The sequence below is a fragment of the Acinetobacter sp. NigerLNRRAM0016 genome, from assembly GCF_054112845.1.
In genome coordinates this window covers 125836-141750 of record NZ_JBSYVT010000002.1, presented here as the reverse complement: position 1 = coordinate 141750, position 15915 = coordinate 125836, and the positions used below count along the sequence as shown (strand labels likewise).

At 39.4% G+C, this 15915-nt stretch carries 26 protein-coding genes; 17 read left to right on the top strand and 9 right to left on the bottom strand.

Going from position 1 to position 15915, the window contains the following annotated elements:
* Positions 1-56: 56 nt before the first annotated feature.
* Genes ACWQ4X_RS02340 through ACWQ4X_RS02320 form a run of 5 tightly spaced genes read right to left on the bottom strand, consistent with a single transcriptional unit; the run spans position 57 to position 2849 of the window.
* Entirely contained in the window at positions 57-1376 is a 1320-nt protein-coding gene (locus ACWQ4X_RS02340) for a replicative DNA helicase (protein WP_457902569.1), read from the bottom strand.
* Positions 1376-2158 (bottom strand): replication protein, encoded by a 783-nt coding sequence (locus ACWQ4X_RS02335; RefSeq protein ID WP_457902568.1) that lies wholly within the window; start codon positions 2156-2158, stop codon positions 1376-1378. Before ACWQ4X_RS02335 ends, ACWQ4X_RS02340 begins: the two co-directional genes overlap by 1 nt.
* On the bottom strand, positions 2155-2325 hold the full coding sequence (locus tag ACWQ4X_RS02330; RefSeq protein ID WP_457902567.1) for a hypothetical protein: 171 nt from the start codon (positions 2323-2325) through the stop codon (positions 2155-2157). The genes ACWQ4X_RS02335 and ACWQ4X_RS02330 overlap by 4 nt, the downstream gene beginning before the upstream one ends.
* Positions 2326-2376: 51 nt before the next feature.
* A complete protein-coding gene (locus ACWQ4X_RS02325) occupies positions 2377-2652 on the bottom strand; it encodes a hypothetical protein (RefSeq protein ID WP_457902566.1) in 276 nt (91 codons plus the stop codon).
* 8 nt (positions 2653-2660) lie between these two features.
* Positions 2661-2849: a hypothetical protein gene (locus ACWQ4X_RS02320; RefSeq protein WP_457902565.1), complete on the bottom strand. Its 189-nt coding sequence runs from the start codon at positions 2847-2849 to the stop codon at positions 2661-2663.
* A 102-nt stretch (positions 2850-2951) separates the two neighbouring features.
* On the opposite strand from ACWQ4X_RS02320, the gene ACWQ4X_RS02315 reads away from it, so the two are divergent.
* Complete coding sequence (locus tag ACWQ4X_RS02315) at positions 2952-3695, top strand: S24 family peptidase (RefSeq protein WP_457902564.1); 744 nt, start codon at positions 2952-2954, stop codon at positions 3693-3695.
* Between the two features lie 88 nt (positions 3696-3783).
* Complete coding sequence (locus ACWQ4X_RS02310; protein WP_457902563.1) at positions 3784-4008, top strand: hypothetical protein; 225 nt, start codon at positions 3784-3786, stop codon at positions 4006-4008.
* Here the strand turns inward: ACWQ4X_RS02310 and ACWQ4X_RS02305 are convergent.
* The gene (locus ACWQ4X_RS02305; protein WP_457902562.1) at positions 4005-4127 is read right to left on the bottom strand and encodes a hypothetical protein; all 123 of its coding nucleotides are present in this window, start codon (positions 4125-4127) and stop codon (positions 4005-4007) included. The two genes, ACWQ4X_RS02310 and ACWQ4X_RS02305, sit on opposite strands and share 4 nt — an antisense overlap.
* Positions 4128-4555: 428 nt before the next feature.
* Here ACWQ4X_RS02305 and ACWQ4X_RS02300 point away from each other — a divergent pair, with 428 nt between their 5' ends.
* The 13 genes from ACWQ4X_RS02300 to ACWQ4X_RS02240 all read left to right on the top strand — a co-directional run bounded on the left by ACWQ4X_RS02300 (position 4556) and on the right by ACWQ4X_RS02240 (position 11186).
* A complete protein-coding gene (locus ACWQ4X_RS02300; RefSeq protein WP_457902561.1) occupies positions 4556-4810 on the top strand; it encodes a hypothetical protein in 255 nt (84 codons plus the stop codon).
* Positions 4807-4998 carry a hypothetical protein gene (locus tag ACWQ4X_RS02295; RefSeq protein WP_457902560.1) on the top strand — a complete coding sequence of 64 codons (192 nt, stop codon included), beginning with the start codon at positions 4807-4809 and terminating at the stop codon, positions 4996-4998. Before ACWQ4X_RS02300 ends, ACWQ4X_RS02295 begins: the two co-directional genes overlap by 4 nt.
* 12 nt (positions 4999-5010) lie before the next feature.
* Positions 5011-6123 carry an ATP-binding protein gene (locus ACWQ4X_RS02290; RefSeq protein WP_457902559.1) on the top strand — a complete coding sequence of 371 codons (1113 nt, stop codon included), beginning with the start codon at positions 5011-5013 and terminating at the stop codon, positions 6121-6123.
* Complete coding sequence (locus tag ACWQ4X_RS02285) at positions 6120-6479, top strand: acetyl esterase (RefSeq protein ID WP_457902558.1); 360 nt, start codon at positions 6120-6122, stop codon at positions 6477-6479. Before ACWQ4X_RS02290 ends, ACWQ4X_RS02285 begins: the two co-directional genes overlap by 4 nt.
* Positions 6480-6495: 16 nt before the next feature.
* Positions 6496-6936 carry an RNase H family protein gene (locus tag ACWQ4X_RS02280; protein WP_457902557.1) on the top strand — a complete coding sequence of 147 codons (441 nt, stop codon included), beginning with the start codon at positions 6496-6498 and terminating at the stop codon, positions 6934-6936.
* Positions 6933-7133 (top strand): hypothetical protein, encoded by a 201-nt coding sequence (locus ACWQ4X_RS02275; RefSeq protein WP_457902556.1) that lies wholly within the window; start codon positions 6933-6935, stop codon positions 7131-7133. Before ACWQ4X_RS02280 ends, ACWQ4X_RS02275 begins: the two co-directional genes overlap by 4 nt.
* Positions 7134-7212: 79 nt before the next feature.
* Positions 7213-7578 (top strand): hypothetical protein, encoded by a 366-nt coding sequence (locus ACWQ4X_RS02270; RefSeq protein WP_457902555.1) that lies wholly within the window; start codon positions 7213-7215, stop codon positions 7576-7578.
* Complete coding sequence (locus ACWQ4X_RS02265) at positions 7565-7912, top strand: hypothetical protein (RefSeq protein ID WP_457902554.1); 348 nt, start codon at positions 7565-7567, stop codon at positions 7910-7912. The genes ACWQ4X_RS02270 and ACWQ4X_RS02265 overlap by 14 nt, the downstream gene beginning before the upstream one ends.
* Entirely contained in the window at positions 7912-8109 is a 198-nt protein-coding gene (locus tag ACWQ4X_RS02260; protein ID WP_106405828.1) for a helix-turn-helix transcriptional regulator, read from the top strand. The genes ACWQ4X_RS02265 and ACWQ4X_RS02260 overlap by 1 nt, the downstream gene beginning before the upstream one ends.
* Before the next feature lie 235 nt (positions 8110-8344).
* Entirely contained in the window at positions 8345-8719 is a 375-nt protein-coding gene (locus ACWQ4X_RS02255) for an MCR_0457 family protein (protein WP_100242916.1), read from the top strand.
* 177 nt (positions 8720-8896) lie between these two features.
* A complete protein-coding gene (locus tag ACWQ4X_RS02250; RefSeq protein WP_457902553.1) occupies positions 8897-9280 on the top strand; it encodes an MCR_0457 family protein in 384 nt (127 codons plus the stop codon).
* Positions 9281-9398: 118 nt separating this feature from the next.
* Entirely contained in the window at positions 9399-10547 is a 1149-nt protein-coding gene (gene dacC, locus ACWQ4X_RS02245) for a D-alanyl-D-alanine carboxypeptidase PBP5/6 (protein WP_100242918.1), read from the top strand.
* A gap of 99 nt (positions 10548-10646) precedes the next feature.
* Positions 10647-11186, top strand: coding sequence for a gamma carbonic anhydrase family protein (locus ACWQ4X_RS02240; RefSeq protein WP_457902552.1), 540 nt, complete (start codon positions 10647-10649; stop codon positions 11184-11186).
* A gap of 161 nt (positions 11187-11347) precedes the next feature.
* On the opposite strand, the gene acuI is transcribed toward ACWQ4X_RS02240, so the two are convergent.
* From acuI to ACWQ4X_RS02225, 3 genes are all read right to left on the bottom strand, one after another.
* The gene (acuI, locus tag ACWQ4X_RS02235; RefSeq protein ID WP_457902551.1) at positions 11348-12325 is read right to left on the bottom strand and encodes an acrylyl-CoA reductase (NADPH); all 978 of its coding nucleotides are present in this window, start codon (positions 12323-12325) and stop codon (positions 11348-11350) included.
* A gap of 81 nt (positions 12326-12406) precedes the next feature.
* Positions 12407-13051 (bottom strand): TetR family transcriptional regulator C-terminal domain-containing protein, encoded by a 645-nt coding sequence (locus ACWQ4X_RS02230; RefSeq protein ID WP_457902550.1) that lies wholly within the window; start codon positions 13049-13051, stop codon positions 12407-12409.
* 250 nt (positions 13052-13301) lie between these two features.
* The gene (locus tag ACWQ4X_RS02225) at positions 13302-14081 is read right to left on the bottom strand and encodes a hypothetical protein (RefSeq protein WP_457902549.1); all 780 of its coding nucleotides are present in this window, start codon (positions 14079-14081) and stop codon (positions 13302-13304) included.
* Between the two features lie 199 nt (positions 14082-14280).
* On the opposite strand from ACWQ4X_RS02225, the gene ACWQ4X_RS02220 reads away from it, so the two are divergent.
* Positions 14281-14766 (top strand): NUDIX hydrolase, encoded by a 486-nt coding sequence (locus ACWQ4X_RS02220; protein WP_100241278.1) that lies wholly within the window; start codon positions 14281-14283, stop codon positions 14764-14766.
* Between the two features lie 4 nt (positions 14767-14770).
* Positions 14771-15907: a tRNA 2-thiouridine(34) synthase MnmA gene (gene mnmA / locus ACWQ4X_RS02215; RefSeq protein WP_457902548.1), complete on the top strand. Its 1137-nt coding sequence runs from the start codon at positions 14771-14773 to the stop codon at positions 15905-15907.
* The last annotated feature ends 8 nt before the right edge of the window (positions 15908-15915 follow it).

Sequence of the window (15915 nt, the reverse complement as noted above, 5' to 3'; positions counted from 1 at the left end):
ACCTGTATTTTGTAATTCTTGAAGCCAGTCGAGAGTTTTACTGTCATGTTGATCTTTCACACCCCACCCCCTACGCCTTGCTCATCTGTTCTAATTGATGCAAAACGGCAAATATCTAAACGATCCAAAATACGAACTACGCCTTTTTTGCCATGTCGGTTTTTGGCTACGATGACCTCAGTAACACCACTCGGAAGGTCGTCATCACTGTTCAAAATTGGATTTACCAAAAGGATTTGATCTGCATCTTGCTCGATCTGCCCTGATTCTTTTAAATCGGATGCCTTAGGGCGTTTCCCTTTCTCTGACTCACGATTCAACTGAGCTAATGCAATCACAGGGCAATCAAACTCTTTCGCCAACGCCTTTAAATCACGGCTGATTGAGCTGACTTCTTGATAGCGGTCTTTCTTGCTTGGATCTCTGACCAGTTGAAGGTAGTCGATGATGATGCAACCCAATTTTTTGTACTTGCGCTTTGCCTTGCGTGCATAAGAATGAATCTCTGCAATGGTTGGCTTCTGCTTGTCTTCAATGTGGATTGGTAGCCCTGCAAATCGATCCTGCGCTCCAGCGAACTCCATGAGCATGCCGTCGAAGATTTCAGCGTTATGGATGTTGTCATAAGGGATGCTGGTCAAAGCCGAAATACAGCGATTTGTGAAGGTTTCAACGTCCATTTCAGCAGATACCACTAAAACTGCTTCTCGGTACTGCATTGCAGTCTGAATCGATACCATTTGAGCTAATGTTGATTTACCAGAACCAGGGCGACCACCGATCACACAGAAATGCCCTTTCTGGATTGTTCCAACAAGGTTGTCCAAGTGAATCAGGTTGAATTTCACACCCGTGTACTGCTTATTTGCCTTTGCTTCAGCTTTCTCGATTAACTGTTTGCCAGCGCGTTTTAAGGCTTCTTCAAAGGTGAAACTAGACTTCTCAGCCTTATCGTTTGATGTCGATCCACCCAAGATATTTTCAGCAGCGTTATGGATATCAGGAACAGTTAAATCCTTTGCCACTTCCGAGATGCTCAAGCCAATTTTTTCAACTTCACGATGTGCTTTGAACTTGTTGAGTTCAGCGGTGTAAGACTCAAGGTTGTAAAAACTTGATGGAGCTTCATCCATCATATTTTTGAGATATTCCTCTAAATCAACACCATTGCCTTTGAGCTTTTGTTCAACCAAGAGTACGTCATACGGCTTGTTCTCGTTTGCCAGATCAGAGATACACTGGAAAATAAGCTTGTGTCTTTCAGGGAAGAAGCTGTTCACATCAAGATCATTGCTCACCACGTCAAATGAGTTTGAAACTGTCATCAATGCTGTGAGTACAGCTTGCTCCATTGGGATATTGTGAATATGTGACATTACCAATCCCCCATGTCTTCGGCTAGGTTTTGAGGGTTGGCTACTGCCTGTGGCTTCGCATTTTCCGCAAAAAGTTTTTCAACGAGTTTGTTATCACGCTTAACCCACTTCACGAAATTTGAATACATTTTGGTATCTGTAGCCAAACCACTTAAAATTTTGTCTTCGTAGTGCGGGTTGATCTCAAGCAAAATTTCCTCTGCTTGAACTTGATTAATTTTTGGTAGTCCAGAACGTTGCAGCCAAGAATTCAGAGAATGTAAATCTGGCGTCCAAATATTCAGAATCTCATCTGGTGCATTTCCCCTATTTGCGCTCTCTTTAATATTTTCTTTAATATTTTCTTTTATAGGGTCCCGTTCAATGGGGGTAGTCCCCTCCCGTTCAATGGGGGTAGTCCCCTCCCGTTCAATGGGGGTAGTCCCGTTTAATGGTAGTACCGTTTCATGGGATGGGTTTGGCAGAATTTTGATATGATTGGTTGTACCTGTTGCTCGGGTAACAGAGATTAATTTCAGTTGTTCGATCTCTCGAATACACTTGTAAACGGTGTCATCTTTTTTGATACCGCAGTACTTTTTAAAGGTTTCTGTTGCTATTGAAGTTGAGCTACGATTAAACCCAACAGTTTGGCGCAGAATGAGTGAATAGCACTTGTATGCCTTATCACTTAGCTGAGCCATGTACATGTCATCAATGATGAAATTAGGCATTCTGGAGTACTGCTCAGTCACAATGGTTGCCTTTTTTGCTAATTCCTCAAAATCAACACCGATATTCATACAACGCCCTCTTTCGAAAAATGACGATTTAAGACCGCAACAAAGTCAACTTTGACCGATTCAACGTAATGGTCTTTAACTGGGCGTTGCATCCGTTGTAGTGCTGCTCTGCGTTGATCTAGCAACTGTTGAAGTTGGCTAGGGTTTTGTGCTAAATTTGTTTTCATATTCAACTCCGCAAGTAGTTTGAATTACCTGAAAAAGCCTGATCTCAACCATCAGGCTTTTTCTTTGCCAAAATTCCCTTGAATCCCTTCCAATCCCTCTGGAAAGCTCACCTCAGTAGACAAGTCCCGCACTAAAGCCGCTAATCCCAAGCGCTCAAAAGATTTTGCTTGTAAATTAAGAACATGCCACTCACCCACGATTTCTTTTTCAAGCAAGAAAGCGAGGTATTGAGCAAGGTCTTTACCCTTAATTTCGGCGAGAGTTTTTGCTCTCTCATGGATCTCTGGAGACAAGCGAACATGCGTAGATTTTTTATCAAGACTCATAAGATCACCTATGCGGTTAAAGTCTGTAAATCAGCCTTAACCTTCCCTTTTGTTTTGATCTGCAATAAAGCTTGGGTTTCTAGAGATATACCCTTGCTTCGCCACTTACTAACAGCACCTTTGGTATATCCGACCTTCTGAGCAAGCTCGGAATCGGTTTTAACTCCGTAGTGAAGTTTCAACTCATCTACAGTCATGGTTTACCTTTATAAACTAACAGTTTCCATTAGTAAACCATAAGTTTATTCATATATCAAGGTGCTTGTTTACTATAGGAAACAAGTGATGAGGGATTTTGTATGACCAGTATTAGCGACCGTATAATTCAAAGAATGAAAGATCTTGGTCTTCGACAAACTGCAATAGTTGAGGCTACAGGAGCTACAAAGGGAGCTGTGTCTAAATGGGTAGCTGGAACAAACACGCCTAAAGCTGAATTTTTACCAGCATTAGCAACCGTCTTAAAAACTTCTCAAAATTGGTTGCTTACAGGTGAAGAAGAAAAGAAATTCAATAACTTCAATATGCAAGAATTTATGGATAAGCATAATTTGAGTGGCAAAAGTGACGCCTCTTTCAATGTGAATGAATTGCATAAGCCAACAGTTATTGATTATGAAACAGAAAATGGGTTTATTTGGATTGATGTTGTGGAAGCTAATTTTTCATGTGGTGTTGGTGAGTCCATAGAGTTTCACTTTGATGTAATTAATGGGAAATTCCCTTTCCCTCCATCATTTTTCCAAAGAAAACATGTCGACCCAAGCTGCATGAGAATTATTAAAGCCAAAGGCGATAGCATGTCTGACTTTATTCATGATGGTGACATGGTTGGTATTGATATTTCTCAAACCGAGATTGTAGATGGTGAAATATATGCTGTTTACTTTGAAGGCGAAGGAATGATTAAGCAGATATTCAAAGAGGAAGGTGGGAAGCTTACTCTGCATAGTCTTAATTCAAAATACAGGGATAGGGAAGTTTCAGAGCAAAATGGTTTAAATTTCAAAGTTATGGGTCGTCAATTCTGGCGTGCTGGCTGACCACTTAAGAAGTTTAAGTAAATAAGAAATACCTTATAGCTGCGAACCCGACGCAGCTCTTTAAAACAGATCGGGTGGAGAATAAAAGATGGTAGATAAAACAGAAATCAGTAAACCAATTGAAATTAAAGACAACTCCCTAGAGAGAGTTGCCTTTGATTTAATGGATAGAATTGCTACTTCTGAGGGCTATAACAATGAAGATGCATTTAGAAAGCCTAATTCAAGAGAATATTTCCTAAAACTATATAATCAGTGCCATAGAGTTGTTCACTCGAGAGCTGCAAATATTGATGAAATCCTAAAGGGCTAGTTGGCTTTAAATAGTTTTTCTTCAAGGTGTTTAATAATTGCCACAATGTTTGATGGATCTGTTACATTAGCATCAATAAGATCACGAACAAGTGCCAATTTTTCTTCATGAGTTAGCATAATAAACTCCAAACAACCCATCCCAGTGATGGGTTTTCTTTTGATTATTAAAGCACAAAAGTTTCCAATAATAAAAATATGTTTCTCTAAGTAAACTATTTTGTTGACAATAAAGTTTCCTTTGGTAAACTAAACCTCGTAAACACAAAAAAGCCCGCATCGACTGGACATCTGGCGGGCTTCACATACAACGAGGTCATTATGAATCAAACAATCAAACATAGTCAAATGCCAGAGTTCGTTAAGAACCCGAGCTGTACGTCTCAACATCTCCACCAGCACCCTACTGCTGAAAATACAGTGCAGTACAAATCAAAGTCGGGTTTGGTTCTTCCTTCAATCGTTGTTATCGCAATGTGTGCTGCTGGTTTATTGAGTTGCACAGCGGATCAACATGCAACTGCTGGTCAGGTAAAGGAGATGTCTAAATGAGTCTATCTAAATTCTCAGCGAATCTCGCTTACACATCTTCTGCTGGAATTGATTACACGGTCAATTTCACTCAAGGCAAGGACAACAAAGAGGCGGCTCAAGTGTTGATTGATACTGTCGAACACTTGGCTTGGATGGCTGCGATTGCGGGTCAATCCAATGCGGTTAAAGAAGCTCTAAATAGTGGCTTGGCTTTGGGTGATATGCGTCGAGCGGAATTAGACCAGAAAAAGTTTGAGGTGACTCCATGAACATGCTCTCAACCTACGCACCAGAAGCGAAAGCAAAATCAAGCCGACCAGTTCTAGGTGTTGATTATCAACAGTGCCCTTGCGGTTTGATGGCTTATAAAAAGATCCCTTTGCAAAACAAGAAAGGCTTCATGTGGATCTGCCGTGATGGACATTCTCAGAATGTTATCGATTGTTCGGTTAATTAAGGAGATTCAATTATGGCTCTTCAAATTATTTCTGCCGACCAGCCGCTTAATGTAAGTGCAATTATCACTTACATCTATGCGGATCCTGGTTTAGGTAAAACATCTCTTGGGTTTACTGGTGACAAAGCTATTTCTTTTGACTTTGACAAAGGCTCCCACCGTACTGGTGAATTAAGACGCGGAGCTGTTGTTCCAGTGCAACAGTGGACTGATGTAGCTAACTTAAACGCTCAGGATTTAGCGCCTTATAACACTATTGTTTTAGATACTGTTGGGGCAATGCTTGAATGCATTAAGTCTTACCTACTTTCAATCCCTTTGAATCGCCAAAAGGATGGAACACTTAAATTAAAAGCCCAAGGTTCAGCAAATGTCATGTTTAAGAACTATGTCCACATGCTGATTAGCATGGGTAAAGACGTTGTTTTCTTAGCTCATGCCTCAGAAGATCAGAACGGTGATCAAGTGATTTACCGTCCAGACCTGGGTGGTAAAAACCGAAATGAGTTATATCGAATTGCTGATGTTATGGGATATCTCACCACGGTAAGAACCCAAGATGGCAAGTCAGCTCGTGTTATTAATTTCAATCCATCTGACACTCATCATGCAAAAAATGCTGGTGCTTTAGGTGGTGATACTGGTGAGGTGTGGATTCCTGACTTAAAGGAAAATCCGTCATTTTTAGCTGAGTTGATTAAACAAGCTAAAGATCACATCAACACATTGACCCCTGCTCAGTTAGCTACAAATAAAGCTATTGATGAGTTTAATAACTTCACTCAAAGCTGTGAAGAAGCTCAATACGCAAGTGACTTAAATCAATTAACAGAGTCGTTAGATAAAGAGCACATGTATTACAACAACATGCGCCTTGCTCTTAAATCAAGAGCACAGCATCTAAATTGTGATTTTGATAAAGAGCGTAATTGCTGGGCTAATCCACCAGAATTCAATGCGATTTCTGATATCCAGCGTGATGAGTTGCTAGACCTAATAGCATCCTTAAATCTTGATACAAAAGCTGTATGTGAGCATCTTGGAATTGACGCACTAACTGAAATTGAGTTGAAGCATTTCAATGATGTGAAAGCTGAAATTATCAACACTGGAGCGCCATCATGACCACATATTTAGCAATCTTACCCAACGGTGAAAGTGTTGATGCAGTACGCATCGGCACTCACTTTGAGAGCTTAACTGGTGAACTGCTCGACCCTGTTTCATTAATCAACTTTGATCAGATTACACATGATCAATATGCGTTTGAGCAGGTTCATAAGTCATTCACTTTAAAGGGTGATTACTCAAAAGATGAGAGCCTTAAATACCGTAATTCATGGATGGAAGGCTCATATAGAACATGGCGTGTGGCAAGTGGTTTGCCTGTTGTAGATCCAGAGTACAAATCACTTGGTGTGATGGTTCAACTTCCTGAATCGCCAATTTATCCAGACTTCCGTCGTCGTCGTGGGGATTGATATGCGAGTAACTCTAATGACCGATGCTTCGCATTGCTCACAAAACATGGTTGGTGGTTTTGGTTTTTGGTGTGCCTCTGATCGTGGGAAATTGGCTGGCGGTAAACCCTTTCAAGGGAAAATTAAAGACAGCTACGAGGCTGAAATGAAGGCTGTAGCAAATGCTCTCAATATGAGTATTCGCTCTGGGCTTATCCAATCAGGCGATAAGGTTTTAATTCAGCTCGACAATCTTGGCGTGGTTCAGTGCATCACCAGAAAGAAACTTCCACGCCCCGATGTATCTCACGTGCTGGATTACATTTTTGACTATGCAAAAGATTTACTGCTTGAACTTCAATGCAGACACGTAAAGGGTCACAGCAAGAAAACAGAAAATCGGTTTACGTCAAATAAGCACTGTGACCGCATTGCAAAGCAACAAATGCGTATCGCTAGAAAAGAGGTGGCAGCATGAACGAAATAACAATGCCCGAAGTGCGCGAGCTTTTGAAATCCGTTGAAACTATTGCGGTTCGTACTGGTGAAGTAAACCAACGTGATTTGCTTTTAGCCCCTGCACTTTTCAAAAAATTAATGGAATGTCGTACTAATGGGTTAATTCAGATTCAAGTGCTTATTGATGGAAAGCCGGTTGAGATCGAAGCAACTTAAACCACTTACCTACTTTAATAACAAAGTAGGCTCTAAATTCGATGTAATTAACTAATTTAATAGATTATTGGGTGGAATGATGGATATTAAAAATATAGTTACTGAACAAAATACAGAAACACTTGATGCTGAAATTACAGCAATGACAGAAGCATTTACTGAAGAACATTATTTAAATAATGATGAAGCTGAGCACCTAGAGATGATCGTAGCTAAATCAATGGTGCTTGGTGAACTCTACGAGCGTGCGAAATGGCAAGCCAAATCCCAAGCGGTGCCTGAATGTGCTTGGGTAGAAAGCTATGATGGATCTATCTTTAAAAGCTCATGCGGACATACTTTCGAGTTGTCTAACGATGGAACGCTTGATGATAACAATATGAAGCATTGTTGTTTTTGTGGTGGAAAAATCGAAGAACAGGAGCAAAGTCATGAATCTGATTGAGCAATTAGGTGGGTATGAAAAAAGTAAGCGCGAACTGAAGTTGAAAGAAGAAAGTTCTATTCTTCAATGTTGTTCCTCTATTACAGCAGACATGATCCGTGATGCACTTTTAGACTACCGCCGCCAGCACAATATTTTTGAGGTTGGGGATAAGGTTAAAGCAAATGATGGTCAGTTTGGTTTCAATGAGTTATTTAAAATTGATGATTTTTTTGCAGATGACGATGGTATAAATCTGGCTGTTTTAGATGATGGTGACTGCTATCCTTTAAGCTGCTTGACGCACGCCACAGATGCTGAAATCAAAGCGGGTAAAAGATTGGAGATGACATGATGAATATTGATCGTCGCGTACGAGCGAAAGAATTTATGCAGCTCCTTTCAATTAAAAAGGATGCATTTTACAATAAAGTGAAGTTAGGTGAGATTGAGCAACCAGTGCGGATAAATAAGAAAGATGTCTTTTGGCATGAGTCTTATGTGAAGCGAAAAGTTGAAGAATTTAAACCGAAAGATTTAGCCTGCTCTTAGCAGGCTTTATTTTGTGTATTGATTCTATAAAAACGGGTAACTTAGCGGGTAATATTAACAATAAAATAAATACAATTTAATATAATCAATAACTTAAATAACAAATGTGTATTTGCAATTAGAATATTCACAAAAAACTCGCTTTTTAACGTGACTGACTAGAACATTTCATTGAATTATATGTGAAATTATATATATTAGCGCACAATATCTATCATTAAATGAGTGTCTTACAATGATTAAAACTTTATCATTTCGTCGTGTTTTGGGGTTAGGTTTCGCAGTTTTATTTGCTCAAGCAGTCAGTGCCAACGAAGGCTTAACTCAAGAAGAAGCCAACAGTATTGTCAAAGAAGATATTGCCTCTACCCAAATTATGGCTGAAGTATGCCCTGCTGTGATTGGGAAAAATGCCAAACTCGATGCCAATGTACAAACACTCACGAAGATGTATTTAAAAGAATATTCTGATGCATCGATGACTTTAGATAAATTACAAGCCGATCCAGAATACAAATCAATTTTGCAAGAAACACGCAAAGCCGCTCAAGAAACCAGTAAAGAAGAACAGCATGCTGTGTGTATGGATGTAGCTGAATATCAAGCTTAATCTAAAAATCTTACGAATGACTTGTACTTGAGTCATTCGTAAGCACAAAACCGACAATCACATCATTCATTTCTTCTCCATCCTTTCAACCATTTATATACATTTCCCCTCTTCCATTTCTGCTCAATCGGGTTAACCTAAGCTCAAGTCGATTTATCTTTTTTGAGTTTATTGTTTATGAAATTTGCCGCTTTAAAAACAACATCATTAGCTTTACTAACTGCTTTAACTTTTTCCCTCACACATGCTGAAGAAAGCAAAGACGAAAATATCGAAGTCACGCCAAACCAAACAGTTACTCAACAAGAACTGGCTGCGATTTATGTACTTTCAGAGATTTGCCCAAAGTTAGTTGACAATAAAGATGGCTTTGAACAAGGCTATAGCAAGTTGGCACAAGAACATCTTCCTGAAGAAAAAGATGCCGTAAGTGCTTTAATGAAATTGAGCAAATCTAAAAGTTTTAAACCGATTTTAGCCGAAGCAGAATCTGATGCTAAAAGTGCTGGCGACGATAAAAATAAAGAAATCTGTCAAGAATTGACCACCTATAGCAATTGAAACAAATTGGTTACAATACTTTTGAAATAAGCCGATTTCACAGGTAGAAGTCGGCTATGCTTTATCCTAGAATGCTAAGCTCTTTGTGCTTACATCAAGATATTGGAACCCGCTAGAAATGATCCGTAAAAGCGCCCTTGCTGCAACATTACTATTACCAAGTTTCTCTTTCGCAGCAACTGTCTTATCTACGCCACCAGAACTCAATAATAAATCTTATGTTTTGATGGACTATGAGACGGGGCAAATCCTCGCAGCAAAAAATGAAAATGAAAAGTTAGCACCTGCTTCAATGACAAAAATGATGACCAGTTACATCATTGAACAAAAACTGTTGAAGGGCGAGCTGACTGAAGATGAAAAAGTTCGTATGAACGAATCTGCATGGTGTCGTGGCAGTAGCACAGAATCATGTATGTATGTTCCTTTAAATGGTACTGCAACAGCTTTAGAAATGTTGCGCGGTATTATTATTCAGTCAGGTAACGATGCTTCTAAAGCAATGGCTGAACATATTGCAGGCAATGAAGGTACTTTCGCTTACATGATGAATGAAGAAGCGAAACGTATGGGGATGACCAACACCCACTTCATTAACTCAACAGGTATGCCTGCAGACGGTCACTATTCAACTGCTAAAGATATGGCAATGCTTGCGCAACATATCATTCATGACAGTTCAAAATACTACCCAATCTATTCTGAAAAAGAATTTACCTTCAATGGCATTAAACAAGGCAATCGTAATGCCCTGTTGTATACAGACCCAAGTGTTGACGGTTTAAAAACCGGTCATACCGAAGAAGCAGGTTACTGCGTCACGACGTCTTCAAAACGTGGTCCAATGCGTTTGATTTCTGTGGTATTTGGCACACCAACTATCCAAGAGCGTGCAACTCAAACACGTACCTTATTGGCGTGGGGCTTTGCAAACTTCGAAACTGTTAAAGTTCAACCTGCGAACCAAGTTTTAGCGAAAGCAAAAGTTTACTTTGGTAAAGAAAACGAAGTTCAAATTGGCTTGGCTGAAAACTTCAACGTGACAATGCCTAAAGGCAAAGCTGATGCCATCAAAACTCAATTGGTCGTTCAGCCTAAACTCACTGCACCATTACAAAAAGGTCAAGTAATTGGTAAATACGTTGCAAGCTTAGACGGTAAAGTGATTTCTGAAAAACCATTGGTTGCATTACAAGCGGTTGAAGAAGCGGGTTTCTTCTCTCGTTTAATCGACCATATTAAACAATTCTTCGCAAACTTATTTTAAGCCTTAACCGCTTAAACTAAAGTTAAAGCATTCGTATGCAAATACGAGTGCTTTTTTCTTTTATACTCAGATTAAATTGCTGAATGATGCTGTAACAACATGAAAAAAAATATCCGTCCTTATCTCGATAGCAAACCCAAAATTGATGCAAGCTGCTATGTGGATGATGCCTCAGTTGTTATCGGTGACGTTGTTCTGGCTGATCATGTTTCCGTGTGGCCTTTTGCCGTGATTCGAGGTGATGTAAATAGCATTCGCATTGGTAAATACAGCAATGTACAAGATCACTGTATGCTGCATGTCAGCCATAAAAATGATGCTAAACCGAATGGTTCTCCACTTATTATTGGTGAAGATGTTACCATTGGGCATCATGTCACTTTGCATGGTTGTACAATTGGCAATCGCGTTTTGGTTGGGATTAACACGATTGTATTGGATGATGTCATTATCGAAGATGATGTGATGATTGGTGCGGGTAGTCTTGTTCCACCGCGTAAACGACTGGAAAGTGGTTATCTGTATGTTGGCAGTCCAGTACAGCAGGCACGGCCTTTAACTGATAAAGAAAAAGAGTTTCTCACTTATTCTGCGCGCCATTATGTGAAAGTGGCGAATAATTACCGAGAACAAGATTAATTAAAAAGCCCCATAGTTTGGGGCTTTTTTAATCCTTTGTAGATAAACCATTATGTTTAAGAAAGAATACTCCAGAGGATTAAAATAGTGATTCTTTAGTATGAGTGCTCATTCACCTGAGAGCATTAGATGAATAAGCATTTATGAATGAGTTTGTCAGATTATAGTTTTACAACAACTCGACCTCTGACTTTTCCATCTAAAATGTCAGTTGAAAGATTGATAGCATCCGTTAACTGAATTTCAGTCGTTACTGTTTCCAATTTACTTTGATCTAATTCTGTAGCCAAACGCTGCCAAGCTTCTGTTCTTAATTCAATTGGGGCCATCACACTATCAATTCCATATAAGGTGATTCCTCTCAAAATAAAGGGAGCAACTGTAGCAGAAAAATCCATCCCCCCTGCCAAACCACACGCAGCAACAGCACCGCGATATTGGGTTCCAGCACATGCATTTGCCAAAGTATGGCTACCGACAGTATCAATCACACCAGCCCAAACTTCTTTGCTCAATGGCTTTCCTGGCGAAGATAATTCAATACGATCTATAATTTCACTCGCACCTAAGTAGGTTAAATATTCTGATTCTTGAGGTCGACCTGTTGAGGCGGTTATCTCATAACCCAGATGCTTCAAAAGCATAATGGCGATACTACCCACGCCGCCATTTGCACCCGTCACTAAAATTTTTCCATCACTCGGCTGGATAACGTGCTTTTGCAAAGCCATGACACATAGCATAGCGGTATAACCTGCTGTACCAATGATCATCGTATCTTTAAAAGAAAAAGCTGAAGGTTTTCTGATGAGCCAATCACCTGAAACCGTCACTTGCTCAGCCAGTCCTCCAGAATATTTTTCACCCACGCCCCAGCCATTCAGTACAACCTCATCCCCTTCTGTCCATGCTGGATGTGTTGATTCAATCACGACACCTGAAAAATCGATGCCTGGGGTCAACGGAAAGCTACGTACCACTGGAGCGCGCCCAGTAATCGCCAACGCATCTTTATAATTTAAGGTTGAATACTTTACCTCGACTCTAACCTCTCCTTCTTGCAAATGTTTTTCAACCATCTCTGTAATTTTTGAGCTGTAACCTGCATCATCTTTAGTGATTTGAATACCCTTGTACATAAAACTTCCTCTTTATTTAATTAGACTGCATGTCTAGAATTAAGTAAAAAATAAATGCGTACATCTGCATTTATTTTTTACTTAATTTTGAACACAATTTAGCTGTTCTACCCCGACCGCAAACAAGCGATAAAAGGCATCTAAAGGACTGGTAGATTTGACCAAACGTGCTCTCAGTACCGCACCTTCCCACCCAATCCAAAACTGATAAGCAGCTTCATCACAATCAACTACGCTATATTTTGCATCTGACTGATACAAACAATCTGAAACTAATTTCTCCCATACCTTAAAGATACTTTCGATTCGAGCGATAATCTCAGGTGGTAAATACGAAACTTCTTGCCCTAAGTTGCCTAAAATACAACCGCGTTTAAAATCGTATTTTTGCAGTTTTTCACCTGCATCTTTGACAAAATTTTGTAGCCTTTCCAATGGAGAAAGATCGGGTGGGCTTAAAAACTGCTTTAATCGCTTCACAAAATAAAGCTCATACGCATTTAAGACTTCTAAAATAAAAGCCTCTTTATTTGCAAAATAATGGTAGAAAGACCCTTTAGGCACTTGGACTGATTTCATCAGATCATCCAAGCTCATGGCATTCATACCACGTTCAGTCAGTAACTCGATCCCTCTGCGGATTAACACATCTTTCGTGTCTGCATAGTTCCCACCATGTTTGGTTGGTCTACCGCGAGGTCGTTTCGGTAAGGAAGAATAATTCATACAATGAAAATAGACTAAGCATCTAGAAATAGCAATAGCGTTAAATTCGAATAACTTTTCTAGTACATGTAAATTTGGTGAATATAACGCTAGTCACTTCCCCAAGAATCAATCACTTTTTCTTTCATAAATTTATTTTTAAAATCAATATCATATGTCGATTTAAGAGCTTTAAATTTCACACCCTAATATCTTTCAAAGAAAAAAACTCATAATTTTGCACATTGGCATGGCTTTTTAATTAACTAATTCACTGACTTGGATCCGAAAGTGGAGATACATTCCATACATCAAGAAGATCCCATATCTTAGCATCTATTTTTTTCCAATATTTTAGATTCTTCCTATTAACAACCCAATAAACTTCAACTCCCCCATAAACACTCTCTCTAGACTGAACAACCACCCTATTATTACTCATAAATGCAACCATCAAACCTGAAACCCTATTATTATCAGATTCACCAAAACACCAAATATTTTTAATGTCTTTTCTGGGGTAACAATACAACCCATACTCTATAAACATTTTTTCATCAAAAATATCTTTATTTTTTTTAAAAAAAATTTTATATATTTCACCTGTTGTTTTTTTTATATCTCGATTATTTACAATAACTTTAACTTGGTCTGGATGGTCCATACCATCTTGACTATAAATAGATTTATCTGTAGCAGTTCCGGTTGATCCATTCAGCATAAAGTTAAATTCAAGTTGATAGTTTGAATAAGGATTTGGCAGACTATTTGCTTCTAGCTTATTAATCTTAGAAAATTTTTCAGGAATATAATCTATAGGAAATTGCCCTAAAAAATGCTCTCTCTCTGGACGATAAAATTCAACCTCACATCGTCTACAATGTGTGTTAACTATATGTTTTCGTCTTTCACCTAATATAGCTTTAACAATCAAATGATCATTTTGTTTCCATGTCACAATATCTCCTTCTTTTGAAAGCACAGGTTTCTCTCGTTGGAAACATCCAGTGAGGAAAATCAAACATAAAGAAATCACTATCGTTTTTGGCATTATTCTTCTCTTTGATTAATCTTATTTTTTTAGTTTGAATCAATTTAGTTTTCTAAAATTAACACAATACCGCTTAAAAGAAATAAATCTTAAGATGAAAGAAATTGTGAAATAGCTACCCCAAAGAAAACTGCCTGTCAACATAGCCATCCCCCCCTAAATTTTGTAGAATACTCCTTTTATTCCATGGTACTTTTTTATGACCGCTTGGGCAGCTCATGTCACCGTAGCCACTGTCGTTGAAAAAGACGGAAAGTTTCTGTTTGTTGAAGAGCACAGTGAAGGCATTACACACACCGTGTTTAATCAACCAGCTGGGCATGTTGAATGTGGTGAAAGCATTATTCAAGCGGCTGTTCGTGAAACCATGGAAGAAACAGGTCATGCAGTTGAAGTGGATGCCTTGTTAGGCATTTATACTTACACCCCACCGATGTTCCCTGATCGTACTTATTTTAGATTTTGTTTTTTAGCGCATGTCTTAGAGTATTTTCCTGAAGCTGAACTCGATCGAGGAATTGTCGGTCCTAAATGGATGACATTGGACGAACTTCAAGAAACTGCTCGTGCACGTAGTCCTTTAGTCATTAAAGCGGTCAAAGATGCGCTTGCTGGGCAACAATACCCTTTATCGCTCATTTACGAGCACCAAAACTCTCCTTTTATCTCAAATCTGGATGCTTAATCCTATGCAACAACGTGTCATCGTCGGTATGTCTGGTGGTGTAGACTCTTCTGTATCTGCAGCACTTCTTCTTCAACAAGGATATCAAGTTGAAGGACTTTTCATGAAAAACTGGGAAGAAGATGACGGCACGGAATATTGTACAGCAATGGAAGATCTTGCCGATGCACAAGCTGTTTGCGATAAAATCGGAATTAAATTACACACCGCCAATTTCGCCATGGAATATTGGGATCGTGTATTTGAACACTTCCTTGCCGAATATGCCGCAGGCCGTACCCCAAACCCAGACATCCTGTGTAATAAAGAAATTAAATTCCGTGCTTTCCTCGACCATGCGGTAAATTTAGGTGCAGATTTTATTGCGACAGGTCATTATTGCCGTCGTGGTGAAACCATGACCAATTCTCGTGGAGAGGAATATGCTCCTCTGCTTCGTGGTTTAGACCAGAACAAAGACCAGACATATTTCTTACATGCCGTACATGGGCGTGAAATTAATAAAACCTTGTTCCCTGTGGGTGAAATTGAAAAACCAGAAGTTCGCCGTATTGCAGAAGAACTGGGTTTAGTCACCGCGAAGAAAAAAGACTCAACAGGCATTTGTTTTATTGGTGAACGTCGCTTTAATGACTTCTTGAAACAATACTTGCCCGCTCAACCTGGAAAAATTGTCCTCGATAACGGGAAAGAGGTTGGTGAACATCACGGCTTAATGTACTATACGCTCGGTCAACGCGGCGGTATTGGCATTGGTGGTATGAAAGGCGCTGAAGAAGGTGCTTGGTTCGTATTACACAAAGATATTGCAAATAACCGTCTCGTGGTTGGTCAAGGTCATGATCACCCACTCATGCAAAGCACTATGCTTTGGAGTGAAGCAATTGATTGGGTTGCAGGTGAACAAGACATTCCTGAAACAGGTTTCCGCTGTACGGCAAAGACCCGTTATCGCCAACCCGACCAAGCTTGCGTATTATATAAAGATGACACGATGCCAAATGGTGTTCGGGTTGAGTTTGATGAAGCGCAACGTGCTGTTACCCCTGGTCAAAGTGTTGTGTTTTATCTAGATGATGTGTGTTTAGGTGGTGGCGTGATTCATCACACCAATGCCCCTAAACCAGATTTTATTGAATAAAAGGATTG